The sequence below is a fragment of the Streptomyces sp. NPDC028289 genome (assembly GCF_055565975.1).
The window spans coordinates 32,445-58,716 of record NZ_JBVHTI010000011.1 but is presented as its reverse complement, the minus strand read 5'-3'; the positions used below and the strand labels follow the sequence as shown (position 1 = coordinate 58,716).

General features: G+C 68.3%; 22 protein-coding genes and 1 pseudogene. 8 read left to right on the top strand and 15 right to left on the bottom strand.

Annotated features, from left to right (window positions below; all coding sequences use genetic code 11):
• Positions 1 to 11: 11 nt before the first annotated feature.
• From ACZ4UV_RS45100 to ACZ4UV_RS45090, 3 genes are all read right to left on the bottom strand, one after another.
• Positions 12 to 1,934, bottom strand: a complete 1,923-nt coding sequence (locus tag ACZ4UV_RS45100) for a UvrD-helicase domain-containing protein (protein ID WP_467846686.1) — start codon at positions 1,932 to 1,934, stop codon at positions 12 to 14.
• Positions 1,935 to 1,937: 3 nt separating this feature from the next.
• Entirely contained in the window at positions 1,938 to 3,914 is a 1,977-nt protein-coding gene (locus ACZ4UV_RS45095) for an ATP-dependent nuclease (protein ID WP_467846683.1), read from the bottom strand.
• 308 nt (positions 3,915 to 4,222) lie between these two features.
• Positions 4,223 to 4,441 carry a helix-turn-helix domain-containing protein gene (locus tag ACZ4UV_RS45090; protein WP_232646711.1) on the bottom strand — a complete coding sequence of 73 codons (219 nt, stop codon included), beginning with the start codon at positions 4,439 to 4,441 and terminating at the stop codon, positions 4,223 to 4,225.
• Between the two features lie 249 nt (positions 4,442 to 4,690).
• Between ACZ4UV_RS45090 and ACZ4UV_RS45085 the strand changes: the two genes are divergently transcribed.
• On the top strand, positions 4,691 to 5,956 hold the full coding sequence (locus ACZ4UV_RS45085; RefSeq protein WP_467846680.1) for a tyrosine-type recombinase/integrase: 1,266 nt from the start codon (positions 4,691 to 4,693) through the stop codon (positions 5,954 to 5,956).
• 110 nt (positions 5,957 to 6,066) lie between these two features.
• Here ACZ4UV_RS45085 and ACZ4UV_RS45080 read toward each other — a convergent pair.
• Positions 6,067 to 6,162 (bottom strand): annotated as a pseudogene (locus tag ACZ4UV_RS45080) (LysR family transcriptional regulator); the annotation flags it as partial.
• A gap of 42 nt (positions 6,163 to 6,204) precedes the next feature.
• Positions 6,205 to 6,888: a GntR family transcriptional regulator gene (locus tag ACZ4UV_RS45075; protein ID WP_467846676.1), complete on the bottom strand. Its 684-nt coding sequence runs from the start codon at positions 6,886 to 6,888 to the stop codon at positions 6,205 to 6,207.
• 109 nt (positions 6,889 to 6,997) lie between these two features.
• Between ACZ4UV_RS45075 and ACZ4UV_RS45070 the strand changes: the two genes are divergently transcribed.
• Positions 6,998 to 8,164 carry a mandelate racemase/muconate lactonizing enzyme family protein gene (locus ACZ4UV_RS45070; RefSeq protein WP_467846672.1) on the top strand — a complete coding sequence of 389 codons (1,167 nt, stop codon included), beginning with the start codon at positions 6,998 to 7,000 and terminating at the stop codon, positions 8,162 to 8,164.
• Between the two features lie 166 nt (positions 8,165 to 8,330).
• Positions 8,331 to 9,674 (top strand): cation:dicarboxylate symporter family transporter, encoded by a 1,344-nt coding sequence (locus ACZ4UV_RS45065; protein WP_467846669.1) that lies wholly within the window; start codon positions 8,331 to 8,333, stop codon positions 9,672 to 9,674.
• Between the two features lie 689 nt (positions 9,675 to 10,363).
• Here the strand turns inward: ACZ4UV_RS45065 and ACZ4UV_RS45060 are convergent.
• The 10 genes from ACZ4UV_RS45060 to ACZ4UV_RS45015 form a co-directional block, all read right to left on the bottom strand.
• A complete protein-coding gene (locus ACZ4UV_RS45060; protein ID WP_467846662.1) occupies positions 10,364 to 10,864 on the bottom strand; it encodes a flavin reductase family protein in 501 nt (166 codons plus the stop codon).
• On the bottom strand, positions 10,861 to 11,361 hold the full coding sequence (locus tag ACZ4UV_RS45055) for an NAD(P)H-dependent oxidoreductase (RefSeq protein ID WP_467846660.1): 501 nt from the start codon (positions 11,359 to 11,361) through the stop codon (positions 10,861 to 10,863). The genes ACZ4UV_RS45060 and ACZ4UV_RS45055 overlap by 4 nt, the downstream gene beginning before the upstream one ends.
• Entirely contained in the window at positions 11,361 to 12,767 is a 1,407-nt protein-coding gene (locus ACZ4UV_RS45050) for an MFS transporter (protein WP_467846657.1), read from the bottom strand. Before ACZ4UV_RS45050 ends, ACZ4UV_RS45055 begins: the two co-directional genes overlap by 1 nt.
• Position 12,768: 1 nt before the next feature.
• Entirely contained in the window at positions 12,769 to 14,094 is a 1,326-nt protein-coding gene (locus ACZ4UV_RS45045; protein ID WP_467847441.1) for an NtaA/DmoA family FMN-dependent monooxygenase, read from the bottom strand.
• Between the two features lie 5 nt (positions 14,095 to 14,099).
• A complete protein-coding gene (locus tag ACZ4UV_RS45040; RefSeq protein ID WP_467846654.1) occupies positions 14,100 to 14,759 on the bottom strand; it encodes a cysteine hydrolase family protein in 660 nt (219 codons plus the stop codon).
• On the bottom strand, positions 14,759 to 15,820 hold the full coding sequence (locus ACZ4UV_RS45035) for an LLM class flavin-dependent oxidoreductase (protein ID WP_365411815.1): 1,062 nt from the start codon (positions 15,818 to 15,820) through the stop codon (positions 14,759 to 14,761). Before ACZ4UV_RS45035 ends, ACZ4UV_RS45040 begins: the two co-directional genes overlap by 1 nt.
• Before the next feature lie 80 nt (positions 15,821 to 15,900).
• Positions 15,901 to 17,016 carry an ABC transporter substrate-binding protein gene (locus ACZ4UV_RS45030; RefSeq protein WP_467846651.1) on the bottom strand — a complete coding sequence of 372 codons (1,116 nt, stop codon included), beginning with the start codon at positions 17,014 to 17,016 and terminating at the stop codon, positions 15,901 to 15,903.
• A gap of 147 nt (positions 17,017 to 17,163) precedes the next feature.
• Positions 17,164 to 18,024, bottom strand: coding sequence for an ABC transporter permease (locus tag ACZ4UV_RS45025; protein ID WP_467846648.1), 861 nt, complete (start codon positions 18,022 to 18,024; stop codon positions 17,164 to 17,166).
• A gap of 14 nt (positions 18,025 to 18,038) precedes the next feature.
• Positions 18,039 to 18,860 (bottom strand): ABC transporter ATP-binding protein, encoded by an 822-nt coding sequence (locus ACZ4UV_RS45020; protein WP_467846644.1) that lies wholly within the window; start codon positions 18,858 to 18,860, stop codon positions 18,039 to 18,041.
• A 161-nt stretch (positions 18,861 to 19,021) separates the two neighbouring features.
• Positions 19,022 to 19,450 carry a hypothetical protein gene (locus ACZ4UV_RS45015; RefSeq protein ID WP_467846639.1) on the bottom strand — a complete coding sequence of 143 codons (429 nt, stop codon included), beginning with the start codon at positions 19,448 to 19,450 and terminating at the stop codon, positions 19,022 to 19,024.
• Between the two features lie 755 nt (positions 19,451 to 20,205).
• On the opposite strand from ACZ4UV_RS45015, the gene ACZ4UV_RS45010 reads away from it, so the two are divergent.
• From ACZ4UV_RS45010 to ACZ4UV_RS44990, 5 genes are all read left to right on the top strand, one after another.
• A complete protein-coding gene (locus tag ACZ4UV_RS45010; protein WP_467846635.1) occupies positions 20,206 to 21,951 on the top strand; it encodes a CocE/NonD family hydrolase in 1,746 nt (581 codons plus the stop codon).
• Positions 21,948 to 23,591, top strand: coding sequence for an AMP-binding protein (locus ACZ4UV_RS45005; RefSeq protein ID WP_467846632.1), 1,644 nt, complete (start codon positions 21,948 to 21,950; stop codon positions 23,589 to 23,591). Before ACZ4UV_RS45010 ends, ACZ4UV_RS45005 begins: the two co-directional genes overlap by 4 nt.
• Positions 23,588 to 24,376, top strand: coding sequence for an enoyl-CoA hydratase/isomerase family protein (locus ACZ4UV_RS45000; RefSeq protein WP_319097796.1), 789 nt, complete (start codon positions 23,588 to 23,590; stop codon positions 24,374 to 24,376). Before ACZ4UV_RS45005 ends, ACZ4UV_RS45000 begins: the two co-directional genes overlap by 4 nt.
• On the top strand, positions 24,373 to 25,131 hold the full coding sequence (locus tag ACZ4UV_RS44995; RefSeq protein WP_467846627.1) for an SDR family oxidoreductase: 759 nt from the start codon (positions 24,373 to 24,375) through the stop codon (positions 25,129 to 25,131). Before ACZ4UV_RS45000 ends, ACZ4UV_RS44995 begins: the two co-directional genes overlap by 4 nt.
• 126 nt (positions 25,132 to 25,257) lie before the next feature.
• Entirely contained in the window at positions 25,258 to 26,226 is a 969-nt protein-coding gene (locus tag ACZ4UV_RS44990; RefSeq protein ID WP_467846623.1) for an NADPH:quinone oxidoreductase family protein, read from the top strand.
• Positions 26,227 to 26,272 lie beyond the last annotated feature (46 nt).

The following is a 26,272-nucleotide window of genomic DNA, read 5'->3' as shown; positions in this document are numbered from 1 at the left end:
GCCCCCTGTGGCTAGATCGGCATCGCCTTGAGCGAGTGGATGTCGTGGACGGACCAGCCGCGGGCCGTGATCGCCTCGATATGCGGTTCGGCTCGTGTGCGGTGCGCGGCGAAGGCGAGCAGGTGAGTGGGGCGGGTGGCGCCCACGAAGACGAGTTGTGCCGCGCGCTGGACCGTGAGCAGGGCCTTGGAGGCGTCCTGTTGTCGGCTCAGGAGTCCGAGGACCTCGTGTACGTCGTGCTTCTTGCCGCTGCGTTCCAGGCATTCGAGGATGAGTGTGGCCGCATGAGTTTCGCCCTTGGCGCTCTGGATCGATCCCGCAACCGACGCCACCACACCCTGATCCGCATCAGCCGGCGTCTCAAGCACGGCGACTGGCTGGGCGATGTAGGGGATGTGAGCGAGGGGATCTGCGAGACGGGCGACACCCTTCAGGGGGCTCTGGGTCAGGTCGGGCAGCAGCCGCAGAAGCCGGGCGGTGAGGACCGCCCATTCGACGTGGCTGTCGAGGGGGCTCGTCAGCAGATCGTGCAGGAGCAGGCGTGCCCTGCCTCCGGCGGTGGCCGGGTCCCGGTCCAGTCGCCTCAGCGGGGGCAGGCCGCCGGAACTGGCGAGTCGGGCTACGTCACGGATTGCGTTCCACAGGAGTGTGATCGCTGCGTGGTTGTCGCCGGATTGCCGCTGGGCCTGGGCGGCGCGTGTCGTCGTGATGAGACTGCCGGTTGTCTGGACCGGCGTGCTGGTGAAGCCGGGTACGTAGCAGGAGAGGGACTGCGGAAAGGCCTTGGCGCTTCCCCGCGTGAGGCGGGCGCCCAGGACGCGGGGCGGGTTGTCCAGCAGCAACTGGCGGGGGACCGTGGCGGCTGCCATCCGTTCGAAGGCCGGTACGACCTCGGCGACGGTGTCGTCGTCGAAGAGCAGGAGGGCCACGGTCCCCTCATGGCCGGCGCCGTCGATGCGTTGGCGGCGGTGGACCGTGAGATCGCTGGCGAGTGCTGCGATCTTGCTGCCGAACCGGCGGCTGACGGGCAGTTGAGCGGCCTGCGGCAGGGGGAACGACGAGGGCTGGGCGGCATCCGGTGCGTCGGTGAAGATGCGCTGGTTGACGTCACCCACGCGCTGAACGACCGCGCCCGGCGGGCCGAAGACCTTGTCGAGCAGGCGTTGCTGGAGGTCGCTGGTGTCCTGCATTTCGTCCAGGAGGACGAAGGGGAAGCGGTGGGCGGCGGCCAGCGCGAGCTGGGGGTGCTGGAAGAGGTGGTGCTCGGCGAGGGCGAACATGTCGTGGTAGCGGAAGACGCCTCGCTCGGTGAGCACTTCCTTGAGCGCGGCGAACTGTTGGCCGCTGTCGCTGGATGCTTTGAAGGGCGGGGTGCCGTCAGGTCCTGTCGCGACCAGGTCTCCGGCGTCGCAGACGTAGCGGGCCTCAGCGACGAGTGCGGGGCCGTTCGTGCGGTGCCCGAGTGCGGTGTTGAGTTTCCGGAACCGGGGATGGCGTTCGAGCAGCCGGAGAGCCTCGTCCGCATAGGCTTGGTCGTCGACGGTCTGGACTTCGATGCCCCGGGACCGTAGGGCCGGCAGGGCGAGGAAGGTGTTGGTGAAGGCCTGGATCGTGCCGATGAAGTGCGGGTACTGCAGCAGGCGGCGTCCCGCCGGTGTGGCCGTGAGGCGGTGGGTGATCTCGTCCTTGGCCGTGTTGGTGTGAGACAGGACGCAGATGCCGCGTGTGGGAGAGGCCCAGGCCTGGCCCAGGAGGGCGAGCTTGAGACCGATCAGGCTGGTCTTGCCCGAGCCGGGAGCCGCCTGAAGGTCCAGGGATTCCGCGCTCTGGATGAAGTTCCACTGTTCCTGGTGCGGCAGGTCGAGGCCGAGTTGCTGGGCAAGGGCCTCGACCTTGTCCTTGATGAAGGCGTCCGGCGCGTAGAGGTTCGTCATGGCTCAGACCTCGCTGCACAGGTACGTGAAGGCGGCTACGAGGTAGGGCGGCAGATCGTCCTCGGTCACGGAGGTGGTCTGCAGGAGCCTGGCCGCGTGGTGGGCGGCGATCGGCTTACTGCCCCGGCCCATGCGCAGCGGCTCGTAAATGTCCAGGGCCGCCTTTTCCAGGGGAACGTTGCCCTCGCGCCACTTTTTGACCTCCTCCTGCGCCAAGCGGTCCAGGTCGGCGAGTCTGTCCGCGGTGGGCCAGGTGGTCTTGGAGGCGACAGCGGCACGAACGGCCTGGTGCATCAGGGTCGCCATGGTCCAGGAGGCGGCGGCCAGGTCGTACTCCAACGTCCAGTGGTCGGAGACGAAGGTGCGTACATGGCCGCTGTCCTCGGCCGTCAGCGCGGCGACGTGCTCGTCGATCTGCTGCTTGGTCATCTCCGCCGAGCACTTCAGCTTCTTGCGCATCTCCGCGGAGGTACCGGCGGGAACCAGGTCCCGGTCCCGGATGCAGGCGACGGCGACCGGTATCTGCTCGCCGCCGCGCTGGAAGATCCGGCTGTAGCGGAAGAGACCGACGCCGCCGACGTTGACGACGCTGACGCCGCATTCGCTGAAGGACCGGCCGACCGCCTGTGCGAGGGCGGGCAGGACGATGGCTTCGGCGTCGCCTTCGACGATGGCAACGCTGCGGGCGAAGAACAGGTTGGCCTTGGTCACGTCGAGGAAGCGGGTGAGGAAGGCGTAGTCGCCCTCATCGAGCTGGGTCAGGCCCGGTGCCAGGCGGAAGGTGGATCCGCGGGCGACGAGGGTGAGGTGTTCGACCGGAATGGCCGAGGCCAGGTTGGGGCTGTGGGTAGTGAGGATGACCTGGACCGGCGGCGTCTCCGCTGTGTTCGCGGTCTCGGCGCGATCCCGCAGGAGATCCATGATGCGGGTCTGGAGCTGCGGGTGGAGGTGGGCTTCGGGTTCCTCGATCAGCAGCAGGGGCGCGAAGGCGCTGTTGCCGAGCAGGAGCAGTTCGGCCGCCATGAACAGGGCATTGTTGTAACCCAGACCATGCCGGGTCCACTCCCCTGTACCCGCGAACAGCGTGAGCTCCAGCCGCTCCAGCGCACGGGCGAGCGTGGCATCACCCGCAACGCCGATCTCACCGCGCAGGACGTCGGACCCGATGGAGAACTTCTGCAGGTAACCGGTGTTGATGTCGTCCCGGGCCGTCTTTACGGCCTTGTTGTCGCTGATGTGCCGTTCCGCGCGGCGCAGGATGCCGACCAGGGTGGAGGCGCTGCCGCTCTCCTCGTCGAAGTCATCCTCACCTTGCTCGCGCATGGCCGGGTAACCGGCCAGGATTTGCGACAGCCGTGATCCCCGGCCGGAGCGCAGCTCCGCCTCGGCATCCCGCAACGGACGCAGGTAGGTGGCTTTCAGCAGTTCACGTGCGGCACCGTCCAGGGCGGGTCCCTGCCCATCGCGGCCGGTGCGCGTGGTCACCGCGACGCGGTGGGGCCGCAGCGGGTCCATCAACTCTGCCTTGACGGTGACGTAGAGGGCGACGTTGCCCTCATCGTCCGTGGTCAGCAACTCAAGGAAGACGGCTTGCTCCGCCGTCGTGAGGTCCTTGAACCCGCAGGTGATCTTGAAGGTGCCCGCGCGGCCGTCCGGTCCGACGTGGAAGTCGTCGCGCGTGATGCGGTAGAAGTCGGCCGCGGTCGTCAGCAGGCACAGGCGGATCGCATCGATGATGGCCGTCTTGCCGCTGTCGTTCTCGCCGACGAGGACGTTCGTGGCGGGACCGAAGTCCAGGCTCAGGCTGGCGTCCTTGTCGCTGTCCTTCTGCGGCACCGCGCCGAAGATCCGGAAGTTCTCCGCATACAGACAGGCAAGGTACATCGACATCCCCCGAGCGATGAGGCCCGCGCCCTCGACGACACAGGCGGTTGTAAACCGCCTCAAGTGCCCCACCCGCATGCGGTTCTGACGCATCATACGATTCATCGCGGCACTCGTGCCTCGTTAGTAGAATCCCTCCCCTTGGCTGGAAATGGACACGTCAGGTCGCCAACTCCAGACAGCAGTGCGCGACCGTCATTGCGGCACAGCCGGAAGGGGGAGATGGACCCTCACGACTGGTAGATGTCACAGCAGGCGCCTCCTACGCACAGGGCGCGTCGACACCGCGCGGAGTGAGCGCCTTTACGGGTTCGTGCGCACCTCCTGCGTGGGGCCCGATCAGCAGATCCTACGGACTCATCACAGCCTTGGAAAAAACACGATCGTTTGATCGCCGACCCGCATTACCGGGGCTCGGATTTTCCGGATTCTTCCCGTGTGATGTGGTTAACGAGTTCTCCTGGCTGCACGTCGAGTCCAGCTGCAATATCCAAGAGCGTGAGCACACTGGGGCTGCGCTGGCCGTGCTCAATGTAGATGAGGCCGCGAAAGCTCATTCCACTGCGCTCTGCGAGTTCTTCCAAGCTGTAGCCCCGCTCTTCCCGGAGCCGTCGGATCTGCATACCGAGGGACAGGAGTCGGGGGTCTGGTGACGGTTCGCGTGCTGGCACACAGCGACTCGACCGGTACGACTTCCCTCAGGCCATGAACAGCTGTGCATAATCAGGCTCTGGGCTGGAAATCCTCCACGTGAGCACACACGAACAGCCCGGCGGCTACGAAAACCAATCACTCGTACGACCTGCCCGGCAAACGGATAGCCCACGGCGCGGCAGCGAGGTCGCTAGCCCACAAGCAACGAACGAGAACATATGGCCAGACCGATTTTGCCATTCGACCGATGGCACAAGTCATATCCGAAACCTGACCGGGGTGATACCCCCTGTAAGTGCGGGACCAAAAACCGCCCCCTTTACCCGTCCACAGATCACGGACGGGGACTCCGCTGGCAGACTCGCCACGTCGATCACCTCGGAAAAGAGCGCAGAGAGTCGTTCGATACATGGCAGGAAGCCCTCGACCGCCTCGCCGAGCTGACCTCCGAGGCCGCGTCCATGACGAGAGGGAACCAACCAGCACACAGTGCGCGAGTAGCCTTCTTCGGCGCGCAGATGATCGACCGAAAGCGGAAGAAGGAAAAGAGAGCGAATACGATCAATACGTACGAGAGTCATCTTCACAATCACATCCTGCCGTTCGCAGGCAATCGCATACCGGAATCGCTACGGCGTCGCGACTCGATGGCCTTCGTGGATCATCTGCTAGAAAAACCCAACCTCAGATCCCCTCGCACAATTGTCCAGATTTTCAAAACCTGGCGCATTCTCATCCACTACATGATGGACGAAGACATTCCGCTGCCCGCAAACATCGTGTCCCGCATCGAGCTTCCCGAGATCAGCGACGACAGGGGGGACGCCCTCACCCCCGAGCAGGTGGCCGCAGCAGCCCTTGCCATGCGGACGATCGAGCCGCGCTACGAAGTCCTGGTGTGGCTCGGCGCGTGCGCAGGACTGCGTGCCGGCGAGGCTCTGGGTCTGACACGGACACGCGTCGGCTGGCAGGAGGATCTCCTGTACGTTCAAGAGCAGCGCCAGCGCGGCAAAGCCGTACCGCTCAAAACCAATGCCAGTTACGCGACACTGCCTGTGGATCATTTCCTGATCGAGCGGTTGGCTACCCACGTGGCTCACCTCAGCGAGCCGGAACCCGTCACTCAATCCGCCGCGCGCAAGCGTCGGACTCGGCGGCACGTCGAGCCCATGGACGAAGACCTCATCGTGACGAACCGATACGGAAGGCCTGTTCAGAGTAGTGACTTCAACGAGAAGTGGCGACGGGTTGTTGCATGGGCCGGCCTTCCTGAAGGCACCCGTTTCCACGATCTCAAGGTGTTTTACACCACCACACTCGGCGGACCAGGCCAGCATGATCCGAAGACCGTCCAAGCGCTCTCGCGGCACGCCCGCTTCACCGAAACATGGGACACCTATGCGCGCCCACCGAGGGTGGCAGAAGGCCTGCGCGTGACCGCGTTCGGCGATGCATTCCGTTCAATGCAGCAGAGCAGCAGTTGATTGCAGCGCGGTCGCCGTCGTGCCGGACCGAAACCCAGATCTCACGCTCCTGAACCGTACCCCCTTCTCCACCCAACTTCGATGACCTGGCCGAGTACATCCGTGAGAAGCGTCAGGCGCGGCTGCGAGACGTGCAGGGCGAAGGCACGGTTGAAGCCGCCGGGGTCAACGACTGCCAGGAAATGCTCCAGCTCACGCACTCCCAGTCCTCTCCCCTCATGCACCCCGACGGAGCCGGTCGCCGCGCGTCACTTCGCGCGAAGGCCCTCGCGGTCTTCGAGGGCGCTGATGGCGATGGCGGTGAGGCTGTGGGTGATGTGGCCTCGCATCAGCTGGGCGGCTTCGGCGGCGCGGCCGTCCACGATGAGGGAGACGAGTTGGTGGTGTTCCTGTAGGTCGCGGGTGCGGGGTTCGTCGCCGGGCGGGAGTTCGAGGCCGAGGCGGCGGTAGCGGTCGGACTTGTCCCACAGGTCGTCCAGGAGACGGATGAGGACGTCGTTGTGCGAGGCCCGGTACAGCGCCTGGTGGAAGGCACGGTGGGCCGTGAGCGCTTCTTCCCCCCACTGGCGGGTGACGGGGAGGAGCTTGTCGACGGCGGCCTGCATGGTGGCGATGTCGTCGTCGGTCCGTCGCTGGGCGGCGAGTTCGGCGGCGGTCGGGTCCAGGGACAGGCGGACCTCGAACAGCTGGCGGGCTTCGTTCGAGTTCATGACGGAGACCCGGACGTCGCGGTGGGTTTCGACGGTGACCAGTCCCTCGCTGCTGAGGCGGCGGATGGCCTCGCGCAGGGGCGTGATGCTCATGTTGAGGGACTCGGCGAGGTCGTACTGGGCGAGCCGTGACCCGGCAGGAAGGGTGCCGGAGAGGATCCGATCGCGGAGTTCTGCGTAGGCGAGGTCGCTCTTGCTGAAGAACAGGTTCTGCCCTGCCATAGCCCCCTGACCATTCCTTTCCGGAGCTTCCCCGTCCCTTGACATCCCGCAGCGGACCAGCTCACTCTAACAGGAGTTGCATCTTATAAGATATGAGAAAGGCTCCGCAGTGAAGATCACCAACGTCTACGAGGGCGTCATCCCGATCAGCTCCTCCATCCGCAACGCCTGGATCGACTTCAGCTCCATGGACTGTTCGATCGTGGCGATCGAAAGCGACGTCATCCGAGACGGCAGGCCCGTGGTGGGCTACGGCTTCAACTCCAACGGCCGCTACAGCGCCGGCGAGATCCTGCGCCGCCGGGTCCTGCCCCGCCTCCTGGAGGCCGAGCCCGGCAGCCTGCTTGACGAGCAGGGCGGCCTGGACCACGCCAAGGCGTGGGACGTGATGATGACCAACGAGAAGCCCGGCGGGCACGGCGAGCGCTCGGTCGCGGTCGGCGTGGTGGACATGGCCCTGTTCGACCTGGCCTCCAAGATCGAGGACAAGCCGCTGTACCGGTATCTGTCCGAGCGCTACGGCGACGGGCAGCCCGACGACTCCGTCTTCGTCTACGCCGCCGGCGGCTACTACGCCCCGGGCAAGACCCTCACCGACCTTCAGGACGAGATGCGCGGCTTCCTCGACCTGGGCTACGACGTCGTCAAGATGAAGATCGGCGGCGCCGACCTGGCGGAGGACCTGCGCCGTATCGAGGCCGTCATCGACGTCCTGGACGGCGACGGCTCCCGGCTGGCCGTCGACGTCAACGGCCGCTTCGACCTCACCACGGCCCTGGAGTACGGGCGGGCCATCGAGCCCTACGGGCTGTTCTGGTACGAGGAGATCGGCGACCCGCTCGACTACCACCTCAACGCCACCGTCGCCGAGCACTACACCGGCCCCATCGCCACCGGCGAGAACCTCTTCTCCCTCCAGGACGCCCGCAACCTGATCCGCTACGGCGGCCTGCGCCCCGACCGCGACACCATCCAGGTCGACCCCGCGCTCTCCTACGGTCTGGTGGAGTACCTGCGCATCCAGGACATGCTCCGTCAGCACGGCTGGTCATCGAGGCGCTGCATCCCGCACGGCGGGCACCAGTTCTCCCTGCACATCGCAGCCGCCCTCAAGCTCGGCGGCAACGAGTCCTACCCGGGCGAGTTCCAGCCCACCGGCGGCTTCGCCGACGACGCCGCCGTCGAGAAGAGCCGCGTCGGCCTGACCGACACCCCCGGCATCGGCTTCGAGAGCAAGGCCGCCTTCTACAAGGTGCTGCGCGCCCTGCACAGCTGACCGCCACCCCACCGCGGACGCGCCCGCCACCGGGCGGGCGCCGTCGGCCGACGCCGCCGAATACGGGCGCCACACACGAGAGCGGGGACGCCCGGGCCGTGTCGCGTCCCCCCGCACCCCCACGGGACAGGGCCACACACGATCGTCGTGCAAAGGAGCACCAACGATGACAAGCGCCACCACCGTCGCCGGCCGTCCGCAGCGGTCACGGCTGAGCCGTCTCATACGGGAGCTGTGGTTCCAGGTCGTCCTGGCCGCCGTCCTCGGCATCGCCGTCGGCATCCTCGCACCCGGGCTGGGTGAGGACCTGAAACCGCTCAACGACTGGTTCATCGCCCTGGTCAAGATGATCGTGATCCCGGTCGTCTTCTGCGTGGTCACCACCGGCATCGCCTCCATGGACAACCTGCGCAAGGCCGGCCGGATCGGTGTGAAGGCGATCGGCTACTTCCTGGTGCTGTCCCTGGTGTCCATGCTGATCGGGCTGGTCGTCGCCAACATCTTCCAGCCCGGCTCCGGCCTGCACGTCGGCCCCTCGTCACTGAACGCCGACGACGTGCCCAAGACCGCCACCGAGCACGCCACCTTCACCGGCTTCATCTCCTCCCTCATCCCCGCCTCCCTACTGGGCGCGATCACCGGGGACGCGATCCTGTCCGCGCTGATGGTCTCGATCGTCTTCGGTGCGGCCCTGAACATGGCCGGCGAAGAAGGGGCACCGCTGACCCGCGGCATCAAGGCGCTGTCGGACGTCGTCTTCCGCATCGTGGGCTGGGTGATGCGGCTCGCGCCCTTGGGTACCTTCGGCGCCCTGGCCACCGTGGTCGCCACCTACGGCGCCGAGAGCCTCAAACAGCTCGGCTACCTCATCATCCTGTTCACCGCGACCTGCGTCGTCTACGTCCTGGTCGTCCTCGGCGCCATCATGCGGGCCTGCCACCTGAGCCTGTTCGGCCTCATCCGCTTCCTCAAGGCAGAACTGCTCGTCGCCCTCAGCACCTGTTCCAGCGAGGCCGTACTGCCCCAGCTGGTACGCAAACTGGAGATCCTCGGCATCGGCCGGCCCGTGGTCGGCATCGTCATCCCCTCCGGGTTCTCCTTCAACCTGGACGGCTCCGCGGTCTACCTCACGATGGCCTCCCTCTTCCTGGCCCAAGCCATGGGCATCGACCTGTCCTGGCAGCAGCAGCTGATCATGGTCGGCGTCATGATGCTCACCAGCAAGGGCACCGCCGGGATCGCGGGCGGCGCGTTCATCGTCCTCGCCAGCACCGTCACCGCGGTCGGCCACATCCCGCTCGCCGCCCTCTCCCTGATCGTGGGCATCGACCGCATCCTCAACGAGGGCCGCGTCTTCATCAACGTCCTCGGCAACGCCGTCGCCGCCATCGTGATCGGCAAGTGGGAGAACGACTTCGACACCGAACAGGCCCGCAAGGTCCTGCACTCCCGCACCACCACGGCGCCGCAGGTCGAGTCGGACACCGCCAAGGTCGGCGCCGACAAGTAGCCGTGCCCGTCGCGTGCGGTCACCCCTCGACGGCATGCATGTACGTCTCCCGCCGACGACATCCTCCAGGCCGCCGTGCACCAGGACAGACGGGGCCCTTCCCGTGAGCACGCCCAGCGTGGGTGGCGGTCGCCCCGGGCTGCGCGCCGACGGCGTGTCGAGATTCAGACGGGGCCGGAAGATCGGCAGCTCGAAACCCTGTTCTGGCTGGATGATCAGTTGTCAGCCCTTGCCGGGCAACTTCTTCCAACGCCAAGTGGGTTGATGGACATCTCAGGGAGGGGCCTCGGCGATGCCGGAGTGGCTACCGCGGCAGAACACCGAGCGGCAGGTGCTGCTGAAAGAGCGGGTCGAGCTACCGCGCATGGAACTGTCACAGGTTCAGGCGGAGCTGGAGCGCCTGACCGTGCTGTCGTCCCCCGGAGGGCGGAACCGCGGCGACACGGCCCGTGGCTGCGGGACGTCACCCGCTGTCGCACCGAGATCGTCCGCGAACGCACCCGCGAGGCCCAGCGGCTGGAGATCCAGCCGTGGGACGCTCCCCAGCGTACGGAGCGAGGCAAGTCGTCGAAACAGTGTCGGCGGGTGCTGGGGAGGCCCTCCCCGACCGGGACCCTGCGGCACCGGTTCCTGCCTCGGCGGGCTGTTCCGGACGCTCACCGCGCCCGGAACAGCCCGCCGAGGTCCTGTCAGCTGTCCAGCATCTTCAGTGCCTGTCGGTGCCAGACGAGAGGATTGTGGTCGTCGTCCGTCAGCATGGTGAGCACGCGCAGCACGATGATGTCGTGATCGCCGGCCGGGTAGCGGTGCTCGACGGTGCACTCCAGCCAGACCGGCGCACCTTCGAGGAAGATCGCGCCGGATTCCGCCTGGACCGTCTCCACGCCGGCGAACCGGCCCTCCTTGCTGGGGGACGCGAGTTGCCGGGTCTTGTCGCTGTGCTCCTCTCCCAGGACGGAGACCCCGATCGTCTGCGCGCGGGACAGCACCGGCCAGGTCGTCGAGGTGTGCTGCACGGCGAAGGACACCATGGGCGGATTGAACGAGACTCCGACGGTGAACGACGAGACGACGATGACGGTGGGTTCGCCATGGACGCGTGCCGAGACGGCCGCGACTCCGGAGGGGAATCCGGCGAACGCCCGCTTGACCTCGGCGTGATCCGAGGTGAAACCCTTCAGTGCGGTCATCGCTCTGCTCCCGTCTTCGCGGCGTCAAGGACGATCGGACCCCACTGTCCGGCCCAGCGGGCGAGTGAGTCATCCGTCGTGTAGGTGGAGTCGAGCTGGTAGAGACCCTGTGCGGGACAGGTCGCACCGAGTTCCACGAGCACGGGTTTGAGGGTGAGTTCGGGGGCGAGCGCGTGCGCCGGTCCGGCACCGAGCATGAGGGGCAGTGCCACCTGGCCCGCGAGGCCGGTATCTGTGGGGAACTGGTCGAGGAACAGCTTGAGCAGGCCGGTGTAGGTCCCCTTGTAGGTGGGGGATGCCACGATGACGATGCCGGCGGACCTGACCCGCTCGACGGCCGCAGTGACGTCCGGGTCGCCCCAGGTGAGCAGGCCGGCTCCCAGGGAGGTGACTTCGAGGACATCGCAGTCGAGCCCGAGGGCTGCGGCGAGGCGTTCGGCGGCATCGCGGGTGCGTGAGCCCGACTTGGGGTTTCCGACGACGGCGACGGCTTTCATCAGGCGACTCCTGTGGGTAGAGGGGGCGCGGTGGTGGAGACCGCGGGAGAACCGGCCCCGGGACGGTCGACTCGGAGGAACACGGACGCGAGAAGACAGAGCAGTCCGACGGCGGCGAGGCCGCCGAGGGTGGCCGCGTAGCCGAACCCGGCCAGCAGAACAGCACAGACCGCGCTGCCCAGCACGGCGCCGAGTTGCTTCATGGCGTTGAAGGTTCCGGACGCCGCCCCGACCTCGTCCGGCGCCACCGAGCTCACCGCCGCGATCGACAGGGGCGACCAGACGAACGAGTTGGCCACCCCGTACACGGCGAAGGCGGCGGTCAGCGCGGGGATCGGCGCGTCCGTCGCGACGAGCGCCGCCGAGGCTCCGATGGAGACGACGAGTGCGAGGGAGCCGATGACGGCGACCGCACGGGGCCCGATGCCGTTGTTGAGCCGGGCCGAGACGGGTGCTCCGAGCAGGCACAGCACGCCCATCGGTACGAGGGTGAGTGCCGCCGCGCCGGGATCGAGCCCGCGCTTCTGCTGGAGGTAGAGCATCAGGGGGATCATGGCCGAGCCGGCGCTGAAGGCAGCGGCGGCGCCGGCCCAGGACGCGGTGACGAACCCGCGGCTGCGGAGCAACGCGACGGGCACGAGCGCGCGCTGCCCGTCGTGACGCTGCAGCCGGACGACGGCCGCGACGACCAGCGTGCCTGCCACGGCGAGAAGCCACCGGGGCACACCCAGCACGTCCGTGCTCGCGGCGTCCGTGCCCTGGATGCCGAGGACGAGTGCGCCGACGCCGGTCGCGTTCGCGCAGATGGCCCACACCGGGATGCCCGCCTTCTGGCGCGGGAAGGCCGGTACGAAGGCGGCCACGGCGGCCATCGCGGCGATGCCGACCGGGACGTTGACCCAGAACACGGCGGGCCAGCCGCCGACGGCGACGAGCAGACCGCCGGCCAGCGGCCCGACGGCCACCGCGGCGCCGCCGACCGCGCCCCAGGTGCCGAGCGCGACGGCGAGGCGCGGCGGCTGGAAGAGCGCCTTGATGATGGTGAGGCATTGCGGGGTCATCAGCGCGGCGCCGACGCCCTGGACCACCCGCCAGGCGATGAGTGCCGTGATGGTGGGGGCCAGCGCGCACAGCAGCGACCCGAGGGTGAACGCGGCGAGTCCGACCAGGTGGACGCGCCGGTGTCCGTAGCGGTCGCCCAGTCGTCCCGCGATGATCAGGGGCACGGCGTAGGCGATGAGGTAGCCGCTGTTGACCCACATCGCGAGGGTCTCGGTGGTGTGCAGGCCGGTGATCAGTGCGGGCAGCGCGACCGAGGTGATCGTGCTGTCCAGCAGCAGCATGAAGAACCCCGCGCACAGGCTGCCGAGGGCGAGCCAGTGGCGTCGCTCGCTCGGTGTGGCCATGTCACACCGCCAGGTTCTCGCGCAGCGTGGCGCCGGGGTAGGCCGGTGCGAGCGCACCGCGGCGGCGCAGCTCCGGCAGTAGCAGCTCGCTGATCTCGGCGAAGCCCGAGGGCATGGCCAGCGGGCTGGAGAACATGTAGCCGCCGCGCGATCCGGTCGCGGCGAAGTTCTCCTCCAGTGCGTCGGCGATGGCGGAGGGGGCGCCGACGATGCCGTGGTCGAGACCCGTCGCCCGCTCGCGGCCGTGCTCGAAGAACTCGTCGCGGCTCATCGTGTGGTCCTCGCCGAACTCGGCGATGAGCGAGCCGACGAGGCCGGCCGGGCTCGCGTTGGCCGCCACGATGTCGTCGCGCAACTCGGCCAGGCGGAAGGATTCCGGCAGCGTCGAGAGGTCGTAGCCGGCGTTGTGCGACAGGTAGGTGGCGACGGCCTCCTCGCTCCAGAACTCGTGCACCGCGTCACGGCGTGCCTCGGCTTCGGCGGTCGTGCGGCCGACGATGACCTGCGTGGCCCAGAGGATGCCCACGCTGGCCGGGTCGCGTCCCTCGGCGAGGAGTGCTTCGTCGAGCAGTTTGCGGTGGCGGTGCTGGGCCATGAGGTTGCCGCCGAAACCGAAGACGAGATCGGCGAGCCGTGCCGACGCGGTGATGCCACGGGGCGAGTTGCCGGCCTGCACGACGAGCGGGTGGTGCTGCGGACTGGGCACCGACGCGAGCGGGCCCTTGACGGTGAAGAAGCGCCCTTCGTGATCGATCGGGTGCACCTTGGCGGGGTCGGCGAACCGGCCCGTGTCCCGGTCGCGCACGATGGCGTCGGGGGCCACCGAGTCCCACAGCGCGCGGCAGACCTTGATGAACTCCTCCATCCGCTCGTAGCGCAGACCGTGCTCCATCAGCTCGTTGAACCCGTAGTTCGCCGCGTCCGCGCCGCGCGTCGAGGCGACGACGTTGAAGGCGATGCGTCCGCCCGTCACGTGGTCGAGCGAGTTGAGCAGCCGGGCGACGTAGAAGGGGTGCATGAACGTCGAGGAGTACGTCAGCCCGAAGCCGATTTTCTCGGTCACGGTGGACATCGCCGCGATGACCGGTGACATGTCGTGGCGCGGCCACTGGATGCCCCACTCCACGGCCGGTTCGATGCTCCCCCGCCAGGTGCTGGGGATGCCGCTTCCGTCGCCGAAGAACAGCAGGTCCACGCCGGCGCGCTCGGCAGTCCGGGCCAGCTCCATGTACATGCGTACGTCGGGGAAGTCGTGCCCGACCCAGGAGCCCTGCCGGGCCCATGCACCCTCGGTGTGGGTGAAGGAGAGGTCGTAGCCGATGTGCATGCCGGTCACCGCGCTGCCTTCTTCCACATCTCGGTGACCTCGTCGGCGTCGCTGAGCACGGCCACGTTGAGTGCCAGTTGGGCGAGGGCGGCGGCGTTGACGTCGAGGTCGTAGGCGGCGGTGGCGTCCCGGGGAACGACCACGGGCCAGTCCAGTTGCAGGGCGTCCTGGGCCGTGGCGTACACGCAGCACTCGCTCGTCAGGCCCACGACGGTGAGCCAGTCGCAGCCGGCCTCGTGGAGCCGGGCGGCGAGATCGGTGTCGAGGAAGCCGCTGTAACCGCGCTTGACGACGCGCGGTTCGCTCTCGGCGGGGCGCACGCGGTACCACTCGGCTCCGGGCGTACCGAGGACGCACGGTTCGGCCGGGCTCATGGGGGCGTCGTAGTCGCCGCCGCGCAGCCAGTTGCTCGCCCGCCACGGACGGGCCGGGTCGCTGCCCAACTCGACCCAGAGGACGGGCACTTCGGCGGCGCGTGCCGCGTCGACGAGGTCACCGACGCGGGTGACCGCCTGGTCGAGGGCAGCCAGTGCGGCGTCCGTCATCCCGTATTCCGTGAGGCGGGCCGGATCGGCGAAGTCGCGCTGTACGTCGACCACGACCAGCGCGGGCCTGCTGCCGGGTCGGGTGAGGTGGGCGAGTTGGGTGTCGCGCAGGCCGGGCATCAGGCTGCCACCTCGTCGCGGGCGCGCAGGGCGGGCAGTACGGTCTCGCCGAACAGCAGCATGTCCTCGTCGTACTCCGGGAAGATCAGCATGAGTCCGTCGAGGTCGGCTTCGCGCACGATGTACTCGATGTGGTCGGTGACCGTCTGCGCCGATCCGGCGACGTACGGCGTCTGGAACGCCGCCTCACCGTCCGCGCCGTCGGCCCACGCGCGGGCCTGGTCCTCGGGGATGCCCCAGGTGCGACGCATGTGGGCGAGGGCCTCGCGGTCGAGTCCCGCGCCCCACTGCTTCACCTTCTTGGCGGCCAGCTCGTCGGTCTCGTCCTGGACGACGGTGAGCATCGAGTAGGTCTTGCAGACGCGGCCGTGGGCCTTCGCCCGGTCGTGGACGTCCGCAGAGAGCATCCGCATCTCGTCGAGGCTCTCGGCGGAGAGGAAGGCACCGTCGGCGTACTTGGCCTGGAAGCGCCGGGCGTCCTCCGACCTGCCCGCGTTGATGAGGGTCGGGCGGGTGGCCGGATGCGGGCGGGACTCGCAGTCGACCAGGTCGAAGTACGGCGTGCGCATGGTGACGGAGTCCTCGGTCCACAGGCGGGTGACCGCCTCCGTCCACAGCTCCGTCATCCGGTAGCGGTCCGCGTGGCTGAGCTGCGGGTCCCACTCGCCGAACTGTTCGAACTCGCCCGCGTAGGAGCCGTTGACGATGTTCATGCCGGCGCGGCCGCCGGAGATGTCCTGGAGGGTGGCGTACATCTTCGCCGCGAGGGCGGGGTTGTGGACGTTGGCGTGCAGGGTCGCCCAGATCTTGACGCGGCTGGTCGCCTCGGCGAGCGCCGCCATCATCGTCATCGACTCAAGCGAGCGGCCCCAGTGGTCGGTGCTGCCGCCGAAGCCGCGCCACTTCGCCATCGACATGACGAAGTCGAGGCCGATGGTCTCCGCGTGGATGGCTGCGCGCTTGTTCCACGCGTAGGTCGCCTCGGGGTGCGGCGCGGTCGTGGACAGCATCCATCCGCCGTTCCCGATGGGGAGGAAGATTCCGTACTCTTTCGCGGGCATGCGGGTGAGTCCTTCTGTGAGATCGCCGGCGCCGTGCGGGGAGCCGGGAGCCGTGCGGGCTGCTGAAGCGGCGGGTGCGGCTAGGGGGCGGGCCAGACGAGCTTGTCGGCGGCGTATACGTTCTTGACGAAGGAAGCGTCGAACCACCCCTTGGCCTGGTCGGCCGTCACACTGTCGGGCACGATCCTGAACTGGTGCAGCATGCCGACCAGCCCCGTGACGTTCTCGGGGTCGATGCCGCCCAGGGGCTGACCGGGCGTCGGGTTGTCCTTGACGACCTGCGTCTCGGTCTTCCAGATCGCCGCGTTCAGTTTTCTGTCGTAGGTCGGTCCGGACAGCTCGGCCGCGTACCCCACACATTCGGCGATGTGCTTGTCGCTGGACGTGCAGTAGTCGAAGGCGTGCAGCGCGGCGCGCAGGATGTCCTCGACGGCGTGCGGGTGGGCCTTGGCGAACGCCGGGTTCACCGCCATCGCGCCGAGTGAGCTGGGGACGCCGTAGTCGACCGGCTTCCACACCGTGACGTCGTCGCCGGCCGCCTTGAGCTGGTTGGGCTCGTTGGAGACGAATCCAGTGAGCGCCTCCAGGCCGCCCTGCCTGCGGGGCAGTACGGAGGGGTCGTAGCCCTGCTTGACCAGCTTGAGCGAGTCCCACTTGACTCCGGCCTTGACCATCATGGCCTGGACGGTGGCGGGTACGTAGCCCTTGTGGCCGACGACCTTGCCATCGAGCTGGGTCAGCTTGGTGATGTCCTTGTTCGTCATCAGGATCTCGAGGCCGGCGTTCGAGTACGAGGAGATGCCGGTGATGTCGATGCCGTTGGCCCGGGCCTGGATGACGTCCTGCTCGGCGACCGGACTCACGGTCGCCTGTCCGCTGGCGAGGAGCTTGGTGTTCTGTGCCGTGTCGCCGGTGCCGGGCTTGAGGGCGACGTCGAGGCAGAGGTCCTTGAAGTAGCCGAGCTTTGCGGCGGCGATGTACTCGAGGATCGACACCGATGACTGGTACTGGTAGCCCGACAGGTAGGTGATCTTTCCGGCGGCCTTGTTCTCGGCGCACCGCGCGGCGGAGATCGCGGAACCCGCCGAGCCCGCCGAGGTGCTGTCGGAGGAGTCCGAGCCGCATCCCGCGACGCCGGCCGTCAACGCGACGGCGGCGAGGGAGGCGAGGCCGGATCTGATGAGGGTGGACCGCATGGGTGACTCCGAACTGGCGGGGGCCGCCGGGGAAGGGGTGACTGGGAAAGAGGCGCCCGGGAAGGGGTGCCCGTGGCGCGGATCAGGGCAGGAGGTGCCGAGTGCCCCGCCGTCGAGGGCCACCGGGGACGAAGAGATGAGGGCGGGTCAGTTGTGCGCGCTGTCGTGCCAGTGGAGGACGCGGCGTTCCACCAGCGTCACGACGAGCAGCAGGAGTACGCCCAGGACCGCGAGGACGAGGATCGAGGCGTATACAACCGGCAGCTGGTTCATCGACGAGGCCACACTGATCGCGGTGCCGAGGCCGCGGGTCGATCCGGACGCCGACATCTCGGCGACCACCGCGCCGACGATCGACAGGGGGAAGACGATGCGCAGCGCCGCGAACAGGAACGGCAGCGCGTTGGGGAAGCGCACGTGCAGCAGGAGTTCGAAGCGGCCCGCGTCCATCGTCCGGTACACCTGCAACACCTGCTGCGGCACCGACCGCAGACCGGCCGCGGTGTTGATGAGGATCGGGAAGAAGCAGATCAAGCCGGCGATGACGAGCTTGGGCAGCGGGCCGAAACCGAAGGCCACGACCAGTGCCGGTGCGATCGCCACGAGCGGGGTGACGTTGAGGACGACCGCGATCGGCATGACCGCCCGGCGCACCACGGGAAGCTCGGTCGTCAGCACCGCGAGGACGACCGCGGCGACGAACCCCAGCGCAAGGCCGGCCGTCGCCTCACCCAGGGTGACCAGGGCGTTGTCGACGTAGTAGCCGAACTCCGTGGTGAGCGAGCCGCCGATCTTCGGCAGCGGCGGCAGCAGGTAGGGCAGTTCCCTGGCTCCCCACTGCCACAGGACGGCGAGGAAGGCCAGCGTCACGGCGAGGGGCAGCCACACGGAGGGACGGACCCAGGCGATCCGGGACCTCGGATGCCCGAGGCTGAAGCGCGACGGTTCGACGGGTGTCTCCGGCTCCGTCGCCGGGGTGGTGCCGGCGCATTCGTCGGTCACGGTCATCTCCCGCACCCCCTTCACGCGGCCGCGCCGTGCCAGGCATGACGCAGACGGTCTCGGATCAGGTCCTCGTACTCGTGGAAGCGACGTTCCCGGAAGAGGTTCTCTCCGCGCGGCCGGGGCAGGCCGATGTCGATGGTGTCCACGATGCGGCCCGGCCGCGGTGCCATGACGACCACGGTGTCGGAGAGCCGGACGGCCTCCGAGACGGAGTGGGTGACGAACAGTACCGTTGTCTTCAACTCATCCCACAGGTCGAGCAGTTGGTCCTGAAGGCTCTCGCGGGTGAACTCGTCGAGTGCCGAGAAGGGCTCGTCCATGACGAGCACGTCGGGGCGCAGACCGAAGGCGCGCACGATCGCGGCACGCTGCTGCATACCGCCGGACAACTGCGCCGGGAGCTTGTGCATGGCTTCGCCGAGACCCGCCTTGACCAGGAGGTCCCGCATGTCCGGGGTCGCCTGCCGCTTCTCGAAGCCGCCGATGCGCTCGCGACGCCCGGCGGCACCCCTGTTGATCTTCTGCGGCAGTGTGACGTTCCGCAGCACGGACAGCCAGGGCAGCAACGCCGGGCTCTGCGGCACGAGTCCGATCATCTTGGCGGCGCACGCCTTCGCCGGCGTCACGCCATGCACCCGGACCTCACCGCGATCGGGCTGCTCAAGCCCGGCCACCATGCGCAACAGCGTCGACTTGCCGCAGCCGCTGGGCCCGATGAGACTGACGAACCGGCCGGGCGGCACCGTCAGATCAACGCCGTCGAGGGCATTCGTGGCGGACGGCCCGAATCCGTAGACCCGGTGCACCGACCGCAACTCAAGTGCTGGCGTACCAGTCACCTTCACGCTCCCATCCATGTCGCGAGCACGAAGGCCCGATCCTGGAAGTCGGAGAGCGTGCGTAGCGAGTGCGGGAGACTGCGACGCGGAAATCCGCTTAGGTGTTTCCGACCGTAGGAGCCCCGTGTTTCGCTCCGCCACCGCTTCTTGTTTCGCGAGTATTACGTTCGCTGCTGCAGCGTTACGGCCGTGCTGCCGTCGAAGACGTAGATCTCGATTCCGAGGTCCGCCGCCGCGCCTCCCACCCAGCCGCCGAGCGCCTGCACGATCAGCTCGGAGACGAGGAGCACCGCCCGCTCGGCGGTGGGCACCGCGTCACGCAGCCAGAGCAGCTTGAACATGTCCGCCATGACCTTGTTGCGGTAAGCGGGCTTGTACGTGCCCTGATTGCCGACGAGCTGGACGAGCACCCGGCCGTCGGCGTCGATCCCCTCGACCTCGACGCGGTTGCCGTCGGGCAGCATGAGCGGCTTCGGACGCAGCGTGGTACCGAGCCGGTCGCCGAGGGCGATCAGCATGCGGCGTTCGACGGAACCTTCGGTGAACCGGCTCCACTCGGTGGGGGCTTCGAGGACAGTCAGGTGGCGCATCTGCCGGAGTCTAGGAAGCACCCGTTTCCTGCGTGTTTCACACTGGCTGTACCTGCTTGCCGGGATCCGCAACAGGTACCGCTCCGGACGCCGGGCGGCGACAGGTTCAGGCGGTCGTGCCGCAGCTCGGTGAGGCGGGGTCGATCGTTCCGCGCCGCACCTTGGCGTCGTGGGGTTCGGCGAGGCTGGCGTCGGTGATGAGAGCTGGTTTCCGCGTACCGCGGTGGGGGTGGTGGGTGAGGTGAGGCCGTCCGAGGCGGTCGGAACGGTCTCGGTGGTTCCGTCGGGGTGACGACGGATGAGGGTTCTGCGCGGCGAACACCAAAAGGGAAGTGATCTTCGCAGTCGCGGGAAGGTGCTCTACGTCGGGTTGCATCATCCCAGGTAAACCCCCACTTCGTGAACACCCCAGCGCGGTCTGTCAGCTGACAGCCACACTGGAGGCGCTGAGCGGTTCGGTCACCGCTCTCGCTCTCGCCCTCGTCTCAGTCGACGCCGACCGTCTCGAACGGTCCTTCCCTGAGATTCTCGACGAAGTGCCCGGGCCCGGTACCCATCGTCCGGACGGCCACCTGGGACGTCGCCTCGGAACCCAGCCTTGTGCCGTCTGCCACCTCGCCTGCACCCGTTCGGAAGCCGCCCCTCGACCGCGGCGGCGTTGATCCACCTTCCATCGGGTAATTGACAGGGTACGAACGTACCTCTTAACGTACCCACATCCGGGGGCGACGCCGTCAGCTCAATGAGGAGCACCGATGCAGCACATATACGACATAGACGTCCAGGTCCCGATGCGTGATGGCGTAGCCCTCGCCGCCAACGTGTGGCATCCGGCCGAAGGGGCGGCCCCGACGCTGCTCGTGCGCCTGCCGTACGGCAAGGACGTGATGGGCTTCGGCCAGTCAGCCATCCCCGACCTCCTGACTCTGGTGGAGGCCGGTTACGCGGTGGTGGTACAGGACTGCCGGGGCACCCACCGCTCGGAAGGCGAGTTCGTTCCGCATATGGCCGATCGGGCCGACGGCGAGGACACCGTCGCCTGGATCGCGGAACAGCCATGGTCGGACGGCACGGTGGGCATGTACGGGCCGTCCTACCTCGGGATGGTGCAGTGGGAGACCGCCGTGACCGCCGCTCCTGCGCTCAAGGCGATCGCACCGGCCTTCACCTCGATCGACAACTACGAGTCGCCCTGGTATGGCGCGGGCGGTGCGCTCTCACTGAGTCTGGTCACGCTGTGGAACGCCATGATGTACGCGGCCGATGCGCAGCGGTCTTTGGCGGCCGGTGAGGGCTCCGTGGACCAGGTGCAGCAGCTCGGCCAGGCGCTGCTGTCCGCCGAGTCACTCAACGAGGTGCTGCCGACGGCGGAGGTTCCGGTCCTAGCTGCGTACGGGAAGTGGTGGGACGACTGGATGGCCCACCCCTCCCACGACGCGTACTGGGACGCCATGGAGCTGACGCCCGAGCTCAAGAACGTCACCGTTCCGGCGCTCAACATCGGCGGCTGGTACGACCTCTACATCGGGCAGACCATCCGCACCTACACCACCGCCCGCCGACAGACGGGCACTGCGCAGGCGCGCGAGGGGCAACGGCTGATCATCGGTCCGTGGGATCACATGGCCACGACCGGCGTCTATCCCGACCGCTCCTTCGGCCCGCTGGCCAGTGCCCAGATGCTGGGCCTGACCGGTCTGCATGTGAAGTTCTTCGACCGCTGGCTGCGCGGCGACACCACCGCTCTGGACGACGTGGCACCGGTGAAGATCTTCGTGATGGGTATTGACCAGTGGCGCGACGAGCAGGAGTGGCCGTTGCCCGACACGCTGTGGACCGACTACCACCTCACCAGCGGCGGTCGTGCCAACACTGCTGACGGTGACGGCGCGTTGACCACCGAGCCACCGGCCGGCGTCGAGCACGACACCTACCTCTACGACCCGCGCCGTCCGGTTCCCTCGGCCGGCGGGGCGTCCATGCCGGTGACACCGGGATTCTGCGGCCCGGTCGACCAGCGGACCGTCACCGGCCGCGACGACGTGCTGTGTTTCGCCACCCCCGTGCTCGAAGAGCCTGTCGAGGTCACCGGTCCAGTCAGCCTGACCCTGTTCGTCTCCTCCTCGGCGGTGGACACCGACTTCACCGCCAAGCTCGTCGACGTCTTCCCCGACGGCAAGGCGATCAACCTGTGCGACGGGATCCTGCGCACCCGCTACCGGGGCGGCCTCGCCACGGAAGAGCTGATGGAGCCCGGCACGGTCTACGAGATCACCATCGACATGACAGCCACCTCGAACGTATTCCTTCCCGGTCACCGCATCCGCGTGGACGTCTCCAGCAGCAACTTCCCCCGCTACGACCGCAACACCAACACCGGCGGTGTCATCGCCCGTGAGAGCGAGGAGCAGATGATCCCCGCCGTCAACCACATCCATCACGGGCCGAACCACCCCAGCCGTCTGGTCCTGCCGATCATCGACCGCAAGGACCAGCGATGAGCGCCGCCGACCGGGTCGCCGAACTGACCGAGACCTTCACGGCTCCGTCCCTGAATGTTGCCCGACTGCTGTGCGACCGGCATCCCGCCGACCGCACGGCGTTCACCGTGGTCGACAGCGCCGGGAAGACTTCCGCCCTGACCTTCGGCGAGCTCGCCGCGGAGTCGCACCGCTGTGCGCGGGCGTTGCAGGGGCTCGGGGTCGGTCCGGGCGACCGGGTGGCGACCCTGATGGGCAAGAGCACCGACCTGGTCACCGTCATCCTCGCGATCTGGCGGCTCGGCGCGGTCTACGTCCCGCTTTTCACCGCCTTCGCACCCCAGGCCATCGCCCTGCGCCTGGAAGGCGCCGGTGCGCGCGTCGTGGTCGTCGACCCGGACCAGCGCCACAAGCTCGACCCGGGCCCCGACATGCCGGACGACCCCCAGCGCCGCCTCGTCGTCACCGGAACCGGCGCGCAGCACGGTGACGCGTCGCTGGCCGATCTCGTCGCGGACGCGTCGACCGAGCCGGTGCCCGCCGTCCTCATGAGCGGGGACGGCCCGCTGGTGCACATGTTCACCTCCGGCACCACCGGCAAGCCCAAGGGGGTCATCCACCCTGTCTCCTACATCGCCGGATGGCAGGTTTACCTGGAGTACGGCCTTGGCGTCACCCGGGACAGCGTCTACTGGTGTGCCGCCGACCCCGGCTGGGCCTACGGGCTGTACTCCGCCATCGTCGCTCCGATGGCCGCCGGCATCCCCAGCCTGCTGCTGTCCGGCGGCTTCTCCCCCGAGACAACCTGGCGCACCCTCCTCGACCACCAGGTCACCGACTTCACCGCCGCCCCGACCGTGTACCGGGGACTGCGCTCCTCAACGGCGCCGGTACCGCAGGGACTGCGCCTGCAGCGGGCGTCCAGCGCGGGCGAGCCACTGACCCCCGAGGTCAACGAGTGGGCCCGCTCCGCGCTCGGCCTGGCCGTGCACGACCACTTCGGCCAGACCGAGGTCGGCATGCCCCTGGCCAACCACCACCACCCCGAACTCGCCCGCCCCCTCAAGGCCGGATCGATGGGCCGGCCGGTACCCGGCTGGAGCCTGACCGTCCTGGCCGACGACAAGGACGAGCCCGCCGGACCGGGCGTGCTCGGCCGGGTCGCGATCGACGTCACCGAAAGCCCGCTGATGACCTTCCGTGACTACCAGATCCCGGGTCAGGCCGGCGCCAAGTTCACCGCCGACGGCCGCTGGTACCTCACGGGCGACGCCGGCCGGGTCGACGACGACGGGGACTTCTTCTTCTCCTCCCGCGACGACGACGTCATCATCATGGCGGGCTACCGGATCGGGCCGTTCGAGATCGAGAGCGTCCTCGCGCAGCATCCCGCCGTCGCCGAGTGCAGCGTCATCGGCGCACCCGACGACGTCCGCGGCGAGGTCATCGAGGCATACGTCGTCCTCCGCGACGGCGGTGACGGATCACCGGAGCTGGCCGCTGAGCTGCAGCTGCTGGTCAAGACCCGCTACGCCGCCCACGCCTACCCGCGCACGATCCACTTCATCGACGCCCTGCCCAAGACACCCAGCGGGAAGACCCAGCGCTACCTGCTGCGCAGCCGTCGCCGCACGGAACTTTCAAGCCGAGAGCCACAGTGACCGACACCGCACCTCTCCTCGTCGAACAACGCGGCGCCGTCAGGTGGTTGCTGCTCAACCGCCCGGAGCGGCGCAACGCCCTCGACGCCGCACTCATCGAGGCCCTGGGCAAGGAGATCACCAGCGCCGAGGACGACCCCGCCACAGCAGTGATCGCCGTGGCGGGCAACGGGCCGAGCTTCTGCGCCGGCGGGGACTTCCACCAGTTCCTCCAGCTGCACGACCGCGGCGACAACCCGGTCGGCTTCCTGGCCGACGTATCCGCCTGCTTCAGCCGCATCGCGGCCAGCCCGAAACCCTGGGTCGCCGTCCTGCACGGTCACGCCGTCGCCGGGGGCCTCGAACTCGCGCTGGCGTGCGATGTCGTCGTCGCCGCCGACACCACCCTCATCGGCGACGGCCACCTACAGCGGCGGCTGGTACCGGCCGGCGGGTCCAGCGTCCGGCTTCCCGGCGCGGTCGGACGGGGCCTGTCGCGCTGGCTCCTGCTCACCGGCGAACTGCTGCCCGCCACCGAGTTCGCGCACACCGGCTGGATCCACGCGATCGTGCCCGAGGCCGACCTCGACGACACAGCCACCCGCGTCTGCCACCAGTTGGCCGACCGCCACAGCCCCGCCCAGCAACGCCTCAAGACACTCCTGCACCGCATCGACGGCATCACCCCCGAGCAGGCTCTGCGCGAGGAACTGGCCACCTTCGCCGACAACTGGACGGCGAGCTCGGTGGCCGACGCCCTGCGCGCCTTTCTCGCTCTCCGGACCACGAAAGCAGACAACAAGTGAACCGCTACCACGGACGGGTCGTCGCCATCACCGGGGCCGCACAGGGTCTCGGCCTCGCCATGGCGACCCGGTTCGCAGCGGAGGGCGCCACCGTCGCGCTGGCCGACGTCAACGAACAAGCCCTCACCGATGCCGCCGGGACCATCGCCGACACCCACGACGCGAAACTCCGCACCGACGTGATGGACGTGACCGACTCGGCCCAGGTCAATGCCTGGATCACCGGCATCACCGCCGATCTCGGCCGCCTCGACGTGCTGGTCAACAACGCCGGCATCATCCGCGACAACCGCGTCGAGGACATCACCGACGACGACTGGCTCGCGGTCATCGACGTCAGCCTCACCGGCGGCTTCCACTGCGCCCGCGCCGCGTTCGGCCCCATGAAACGCCAGGGCTACGGACGCATCATCAGCTTCTCGTCCATGTCCTGGCGCGGAAACTTCGGCCAGACCAACTACGTGGCCGCCAAGGCCGGCATCGTCGGCATGACCCGCACCCTCGCACTCGAGGGCGCCCGCCACGGCATCACCGCCAACGCCATCGCCCCCGGCCTCATCGAGACTCCGATGCTCGCCTCCATGAACGGCCCCGCCCGCGACAAACTCACCAACAAGGTCCCGATGCGCCACACCGGCAGGCCCGAGGACATCGCCGAAGCCGCGGCCTTCCTCGCCAGCGAAGCCGCCGGCTACATCACCGGCATCGTCCTGGACGTCGACGGCGGCATCTCCATCGGATCCTCCATCCGGTAACCGCGAGCCCCGCGAACGAGTGACCCGTGAGAGGGAGTCGTCGAGGACGGTCACACAGCCGACCCGGTTCGCAGATGTGCAAACACACAGTGGTCACGAAACGGTCCTTGGGACCGGGAGGTACTGATGCGGGGAGCACTCGTCACCGCATTCGAGGGTCCTGATGCCCTGGTCGTACAAGAGCTTCCGGAGCCGGAGACCCGAGAGGGCCAGGTTCTCATCGACGTCGAATGGGCGGGCGTGGTCTTCCCGGACATCCTGCAGACTCGCGGGGAGTACCAGACCCGTCCCGAACTGCCGTTCGTCCTCGGCTGGGAGGTGTCCGGAACGGCCCGCACGGACGGCGCCGGATTCCGCGCCGGTGACCGCGTGGCAGCCCTGCCGGTCACCGGTGGCTTCGCCCAGACCGTCGCTGTCGACGCAACGATGGTCTTTCCTCTCCCGGACAACGTCGACACCCGCCGTGGAGCGGCCCTGCCCCTGAACTACCTGACCGCGCATTTCGCGCTCGTCCACCGGGGTGCTCTCCGCCCCGGCGAGGTCGTCCTCGTCCACGGAGCCGCGGGCGGAGTGGGGAGCGCGGCCTGCCAACTGGCCGCAGCACACGGCGCGCGCGTCATCGCGGTCGTATCCACTGAGGAGAAGGCCGAACTGGCCAGGTCCGTAGGAGCACATGAGGTCATACGTGTCGGCGGATTCCTCGACGCAGTCAGAGCCCTCACCGACGGCCAGGGCGTCGACCTCGTGGTCGACCCGGTCGGTGGGGATCGCTTCCCGGACTCGCTTCGCGCGCTGCGGCACGGCGGGGGGCGCCTCCTCGTCCTGGGATTCGCGGGCCGGGGCATCCCCACGGTCAAAGTGAATCGTCTGCTGCTGACCAACACCTCTGTGCTCGGAGTGGGGATGGACGAGTACTGGCGACAGGATCCGGAGGCCGCCCGTGCCTGTTGGCGCGAACTCCGGCCCTTGCTGAAGTCCGGTCGGCTGGACCCGCCCCTCTCGTCCGTCTTTCCCCTGGAACAGGCGGCGGCTGCGCTGAAGCACCTGGACCAGCGAAGGGGCCTCGGCCGCACACTGCTGCAGATCGGTGCCTGACGACGAGTCGCTCACGCGGACATTCTCGGTGGGTACGTTAGGAGGT